Annotated in this window: 7 protein-coding genes; all 7 read left to right on the forward strand. The window is 63.8% G+C overall.

The features are described from left to right. Positions 1 to 704, forward strand: a 704-nt coding sequence (locus ACYP01_RS11315) for a metal ABC transporter solute-binding protein, Zn/Mn family (RefSeq protein ID WP_459679986.1), incomplete at its 5' end; no start/stop codon positions are given. Between the two features lie 119 nt (positions 705 to 823). After that, positions 824 to 1,666 (forward strand): metal ABC transporter ATP-binding protein, encoded by an 843-nt coding sequence (locus ACYP01_RS11320; protein WP_378645138.1) that lies wholly within the window; start codon positions 824 to 826, stop codon positions 1,664 to 1,666. Beyond that, positions 1,663 to 2,544, forward strand: coding sequence for a metal ABC transporter permease (locus tag ACYP01_RS11325; RefSeq protein ID WP_003945811.1), 882 nt, complete (start codon positions 1,663 to 1,665; stop codon positions 2,542 to 2,544). The genes ACYP01_RS11320 and ACYP01_RS11325 overlap by 4 nt, the downstream gene beginning before the upstream one ends. Positions 2,545 to 2,578: 34 nt before the next feature. Then, a complete protein-coding gene (locus ACYP01_RS11330) occupies positions 2,579 to 3,340 on the forward strand; it encodes a LamB/YcsF family protein (protein WP_283543175.1) in 762 nt (253 codons plus the stop codon). Next, positions 3,337 to 3,954, forward strand: coding sequence for a 5-oxoprolinase subunit PxpB (pxpB, locus tag ACYP01_RS11335; protein WP_081557332.1), 618 nt, complete (start codon positions 3,337 to 3,339; stop codon positions 3,952 to 3,954). The genes ACYP01_RS11330 and pxpB overlap by 4 nt, the downstream gene beginning before the upstream one ends. Positions 3,955 to 4,011: 57 nt before the next feature. Then, the gene (locus ACYP01_RS11340; RefSeq protein WP_007733989.1) at positions 4,012 to 4,884 is read left to right on the forward strand and encodes a 5-oxoprolinase subunit C family protein; all 873 of its coding nucleotides are present in this window, start codon (positions 4,012 to 4,014) and stop codon (positions 4,882 to 4,884) included. Positions 4,885 to 4,961: 77 nt separating this feature from the next. Further along, on the forward strand, positions 4,962 to 5,654 hold the full coding sequence (locus ACYP01_RS11345) for an LpqN/LpqT family lipoprotein (protein ID WP_039973380.1): 693 nt from the start codon (positions 4,962 to 4,964) through the stop codon (positions 5,652 to 5,654). Positions 5,655 to 5,725: the final 71 nt, after the last annotated feature.

Genomic DNA, 5,725 nt, shown 5'->3' on the forward strand with positions numbered 1-5,725 from the left:
AGATCACCGACGCATCGCTTGTCGTCTACAACGGCGGCGGCTACGACCAGTTCATCACCGACGTCCTCGACGCAGGCAAGGGCGAGCAGAAGACCGTCAACGCCTACAACCTGCTCGACGGCGGCATCCATGCCGGCGAAACCGCGGGCGAATCGCATGACGGTCACACCCACGGCGCAGTCAACGAACACGTCTGGTTCGACATCTTGACCGTCGACGCCGTCGCACATTCGGTTGCCGATCAGCTGAGCGCTCTCGATCCGGACAACGCGGCGACCTACGAGGACAACGCGAAGGCATACAGCCAGAAGCTCGCCGGCGTCACAGCGATCACCGATTCCATCGCCGCTGCCCACGCGGGCACACCCGTGGCTCAGACCGAACCGATCGCGCACTACCTCCTGGTCGCAGCTGAACTGAAGGACGCAACTCCCGAAGAGTTCACCAGCGCCATCGAAGACGGCAACGATCCTTCACCGGCCGCAATCGCCGCAACGCGCCAGCTCCTCTCGGAGAAGCAGGCCCGCGCACTGGTCTACAACATCCAGACGCAGGACAAAGTGACCCAGGACATGCGCACCACCGCCGAAACCGCCGGAGTGCCCGTCGTCGAGGTTACGGAGACTCTCCCCGAGGGCCTGGACTACATTCAGTGGCAGACGCAGACCGCGGAGTCGCTCGCAAACGCCCTCTCTGCCCAGTAATTTTTGCCCCACCATTTCCGAGAAGAACCGATCGGCTTGTGACAGAAACTTCCGCGAATACTCCTGTGCCTTCTGGTGACTCCGTGCCCTCTGGTAACACCGAGCCTTCTGGTACCACCGTGCCCGCTGTGACGCTGAAGGATGCTCGACTGTCCTTCGGCACCCGCACCCTCTGGGACGGACTCGACCTCGAGGTACAGCCCGGTGAGTTCATCGCCGTACTCGGGCCGAACGGGTCGGGCAAGACCTCGCTCCTGAAGATTCTTCTGGGTCAACTACAACTCAGCGGCGGTAGTGCTCAGATCGTCGGCACGCCGGCGCGGGCCGGGAACTCACACGTCGGGTACATCCCGCAGCAGAAGTCGATCGACGACGGCCTCCCGCTCCGCGGCCGCGACCTGGTCGGCCTCGGCGTCGACGGTCACCAGTGGGGCACGGGGCTACTGCGCCGGGGTCGTCGACGCAAGATCGTCGACGACGCCATCGCGCAGGTCAGCGCCCAGTCGTTTGCCGACGCCCCCATCGGCTCCATGTCCGGCGGCGAGCAGCAGCGACTGCGTATCGCTCAGGCTTTGGTCGGCGACCCGCGGATTCTGCTGTGCGACGAGCCGCTGCTCAGCCTCGACCTCGCCAACCAGCACCTGGTCTCGACGCTGATCGACAAGCGTCGACGCAGCCATGACACGGCGGTGCTGTTCGTGACGCACGAGATCAATCCGATCCTGCCGTTGGTGGATCGAGTGCTCTATCTGGTGGACGGTAAATTCCGGATCGGGACGCCGGCCGAAGTGATGACGTCCGAGGTTCTCTCGGATCTGTACAACACCGACGTCGAAGTGTTGCAGGTTCGTGGTCGCCTCGTCGTGATCGGCACCGGCGACGCCATCGACGCGCTCGGCAGCGCAGGCGGACTACGCCCGGGAGAAGGCGTTCACCATTCTGATGAGGATCACCACCAGTGAGTAACAAGTTCACCGACGCGATGTCGCGGATGTTCGACGTGTCCGCCACCGTCGACCTACTGCAGTACGACTTCGTCCAACAGGCGTTGATTGCCGGTGCCATCCTCGGATTATTGGCAGGCATCATCGGGCCGCTGATCGTGAGCCGTCAGATGTCGTTCTCGGTGCACGGAACGAGTGAGCTGTCACTGACGGGCGCATCCGCCGCACTTCTCGTCGGTGTGGGCGTCGGCTTCGGTGCCATCGTCGGATCCGTGGTCGCGGCAGTGCTGTTCGGACTGCTCGGAGCCAAAGCGCGCGACCGAGATTCGGTGATCGGCGTGATCATGGCTTTCGGCCTCGGCCTGTCGGTGTTGTTCCTCTGGGCGTACGACGGTCGCACGGGAACCAGCTTCTCGTTGTTGGTCGGACAGATCGTGGCGCCGGGAAACAGCGGTCTCGAACTTCTGCTGCTGTGCGCGGTCATCGTGATCGGCACACTCGGATTCATCTACCGCCCTTTGCTGTTCGCAAGCACCGACCCCGAAGTTGCTGCAGCTCGCGGTGTTCCGGTCCGGGCACTGTCGATCGTGTTCGCAGTGTTGGTCGGCATCACCGCAGCACTCGGCGTACAGATCGTCGGTGCTCTGCTGGTGATGTCGCTGCTGATCACCCCCGCAGCGGCCGCCGCGTACGTCACGGCAAGCCCACTCAAGGCCACGATCCTCTCCGTCGTGTTCGCCGAACTGGCAGCCGTCGGCGGCATCCTTCTCTCGCTGGCCCCCGGCGTTCCCGTCTCGAGTTTCGTCACCTCGGTCTCGTTCGTGATCTACCTGATATGCCGACTCTTCGGATCCGCACGTCGCAAGAATGCCGGACGGATTCCGGCGCACGCCTGAACACCGAGAGCCCATACCTACCTAGAATCGAGGTATGGGCTACAGCGTTGATCTGAACAGCGACCTCGGCGAGGGCTTCGGAGCCTGGACCCTGGGCGACGACGACGCCATGCTCGAACTTGTCACCAGCGCGAACATCGCCTGCGGATTCCATGCCGGCGACCCGACAACGCTGTTGGCGACTTGCGAATCCGCCGCCGCCCGCGGCGTCCGGATCGGCGCGCAGGTGGGGTACCGAGACCTCGCCGGTTTCGGCAGACGCTTCATCGACGTCTCCCCGAAGGACCTCACCGCCGACGTCATTTATCAAATAGGGGCACTCGACGGTTTGGCTCGTGTCGCCGGATCGCGGGTCACGTACGTCAAACCCCACGGCGCGCTCTACAACGCAATAGTCCATCACCGACGGCAGGCGCGGGCCGTGGTCGCCGCCGTCGTTGCCTACGACAGTTCGCTACCTGTTCTCGGACTACCGGGTTCAGTGTTTCTGGAAGAGGCACGCGAGGCCGGCCTCGAGATCGTCGCCGAGGCTTTTGCCGATCGTGCGTACACGGCGGAGGGCACCCTGGTCCCCCGCACCGAGTCGGGCGCCGTTCTGCACGACCCGACGCTTGTTGCAGAACGGGTTCGGCGAATGGCCGTCGACGGCGAGTTGGACGCAGTCGACGGGAGCACGTTGAAAGTCGCTGCCGCATCGGTGTGCGTGCACGGTGACAGTCCGGCAGCCGTCGACATGGCCGTGGCAATCCGTGCTCTCCTCGAATCTTCCGACGTCGAGATCACGCCGTTCACATGATCGCGATCCTGCCCGCCGGTGAATCCGCAGTCCTCGTCGAGTACGACGAACTGCCGAGTGTGCTGGGCAACTTCAGGGCTCTCGACGCCAGTCGGATCCCCGGCGTGATCGACCTGATTCCCGCGGCGCGAACCATCTTGATCGAGTACGACAACACGATCACCGCGCACCAACTGGTGGAGAAATGGGTACGTGGGGCCGTACCGATCGAACTCACAGCTGACGAGAGTGGGCGGCCTGCCGTCGAGATTCCGGTCCGCTACGACGGCACCGATCTCGTAGAGGTGGGCAAGCTGACCGGCCTCGGGGTCGACGGTGTGATCGACGCTCACACGTCTGCGTCGTGGACCGTCGCGTTCATCGGTTTCGCCCCCGGCTTCGCGTATCTGACCAGCAACGAGAGAAAGCTCGAAGTTCCACGTCGATCGGACCCGCGCAGGCAGGTCCCGGCCGGTGCAGTCGGGTTGGCCGGACCGTTCTCGGGCGTCTACCCGCGTAGCTCCCCGGGCGGCTGGCAGTTGATCGGAACGACGGAACTGTCGGTGTGGGATGCCGAGCGCCGCCCGCCGGCGCTGCTTCTACCCGGCACCACAGTCACCTTTGTCCGTGCATGATTTTGGTGCAAGCATGATTTTGGTGTCTTCACCGCGCTGTTGCGGGACAATGGATTCATGGCCTGGCTCGAGGTTGTGCGTACCGGCCCGCTCGCCACAGTTCAGGACCGCGGGCGGAGAGGCTACGGCGCCCTCGGGGTCGGAAGATCCGGCGCCGTCGACATGATCTCGCATGACAGCGCCAACAGACTCGTAGGCAACACTTTTCGAGCAGCAACCATCGAAGTCACCGCTGGGGGTTTCGCTATGCGGGCCGTCGGTTCGATGACGGTGGCAGCGACAGGCGCGCGGGTGCCGCTGGCCGTCGACGGACGGCCGGCACCTGACTACGCGAGCATCCATCTGGGTAGTGGCAGCATTCTCGAATTGGGTTACAGCACAACCGGGTTGAGAACGTATATCTCTGCACGCGGTGGCGTCGACGTCCCGCAGGTACTCGGAAGCAGATCCACCGACACGCTCTCCGGACTCGGGCCGCCGCCGCTCGCCGCCGGCGATCTAGTCCTCCTCGGGGCCGAGGAAGGGACGTGGCCCACCGAAGAGTTGATTCCACCGCCGGCACCTGCACTCGGCGCGGTTCCGATCGAGATCACGCTCGGCCCCCGAAATTCCTGGTTCACCGCCGCATCCGTTCACGCGCTCCTTCACACCACGTGGAAAGTCACCGAACACACCAACCGAGTCGGGGTCCGGCTACAGGGCCAAGGGCCTTTGCATCGCTCACGCACCGGGGAATTGCCGAGCGAAGGCGTCGTGACGGGATCCATCCAGGTGCCGCCAGGCGGCCAGCCCGTCGTGTTCCTCGCCGACCATCCCGTGACCGGCGGATACCCGGTCATCGCCGTCGTTTCCGACGCCGGGATTGCGTCGCTGGCACAGCTGCGGCCCGGCAGCACCATTACCTTCAAGGCCACTACTCGGCCGTCGTAGCGCTGATAGTCTCAGCCGCGCCAGCAATGCTGCCGGCGGCGCTCGGCCGTCGCCAAAACCTGAAGGACTGTCACACTATGAGCCCTAAGAGCAGCACACTTGCTCTCGGAATAGCGTCACTGATCACTGCTGCACTCGTCTTGTCCGGATGCAGCAGTTCGGAAAGCGGCGACGCCGTCTCCAGTGATACCAACACCAGTGAGACCACTGCTTCCGAAAGTTCTGCATCCTCGCCGTCTGCCGCTGCCGCGACGCCGACCTTGCGGGACGGAACACCGTTCATCGGTGAGCGGACGACGATCGAAACCGGCGACGACCCCGAAGCGCCGAGCATCAGCGTCAGCCTCCCGCCGAGCTGGACTCACGGCGAGAACATCCCTGCCGGCGTTACGGACGCATTGTCCAGCAACAGCCAGGAACCCAGCGGTTTCATGCCGAACACCACGGTGACGGTCGAAAATCAAGGCACCGCAACAAAAGACGAGGTTCTTGCCGCTGCGCGTGAAACGATCGCCACTCTCGACGGGTGGACCGAGGTGAAGTACACCGAGATCGACGTCGACGGACAGCAGGGTTTCCGCCTCTCCGGAACCTGGACCGCCCCAAACCTGGACGTTCCGCTCTACGCCGTCATGACGGTCGTCGCTTACCAAGCCGACGACAACTCGCCGGTCTACCTGGTCAGCTTTGCAAACCAGTTCACCGACACGACGAACATGCAGACCTCCAACCAGGTGGAAGAAATCAACACCTCGATCGAATTCGGCTGAGCACCTGATGGTTTGAATACCCGATCACCGAACAACCGCGGCGGGCCGAGACTACGACAGTCTCGGCCCGC

The organism is Rhodococcus sp. no. 34 (genome assembly GCF_054589475.1).